Here is an 832-nt window from a genome sequence, read left to right on the forward strand (position 1 = left end):
AGTTTCGTTGTTCGCCACGTCCTTCATCGGCTCCTAGCGCCTAGGCATCCTCCGTGTGCTCTTAGTAGCTTAACCTATGCTACCAATAACTTAACTTGTTGACACAAGTTTCAGCTAAAAGGATATTTCTAATTCGCAAATTCGTTTCGTTATCTAGTTTTCAAGGATCAAATCTTGATTTTGAGAGTTGAACTCTCAAAACTGACCAACGAGTGAGTTTAAAGCTTTACGAAGTAAAGCTACTTCGAAAGCATATGTTTGCTTCATTGAAGCGATATTTGAATGTTTCCGTTGCAGGAAACGATTCTCCATAGAAAGGAGGTGATCCAGCCGCACCTTCCGATACGGCTACCTTGTTACGACTTCACCCCAATCATCTACCCCACCTTCGGCGGCTGGCTCCCTTGCGGGTTACCCCACCGACTTCGGGTGTTGTAAACTCTCGTGGTGTGACGGGCGGTGTGTACAAGACCCGGGAACGTATTCACCGCGGCATGCTGATCCGCGATTACTAGCAATTCCGACTTCATGCAGGCGAGTTGCAGCCTGCAATCCGAACTGAGACTGGCTTTTTAGGATTGGCTCCACCTCGCGGCTTCGCTTCCCGTTGTACCAGCCATTGTAGTACGTGTGTAGCCCAGGTCATAAGGGGCATGATGATTTGACGTCATCCCCACCTTCCTCCGGTTTGTCACCGGCAGTCACCTTAGAGTGCCCAACCGAATTGCTGGCAACTAAGATCAAGGGTTGCGCTCGTTGCGGGACTTAACCCAACATCTCACGACACGAGCTGACGACAACCATGCACCACCTGTCTTGAATGTCCCGAAGG

At 49.6% G+C, this 832-nt stretch carries 1 rRNA gene; it reads right to left on the minus strand.

From position 1 onward, the window contains the following. Positions 1–314: 314 nt before the first annotated feature. Positions 315–832, minus strand: a 16S ribosomal RNA gene (locus tag AC3WJJ_RS25560); the annotation flags it as partial.

This window comes from Paenibacillus sp. FW507-14B1B (assembly GCF_058781425.1).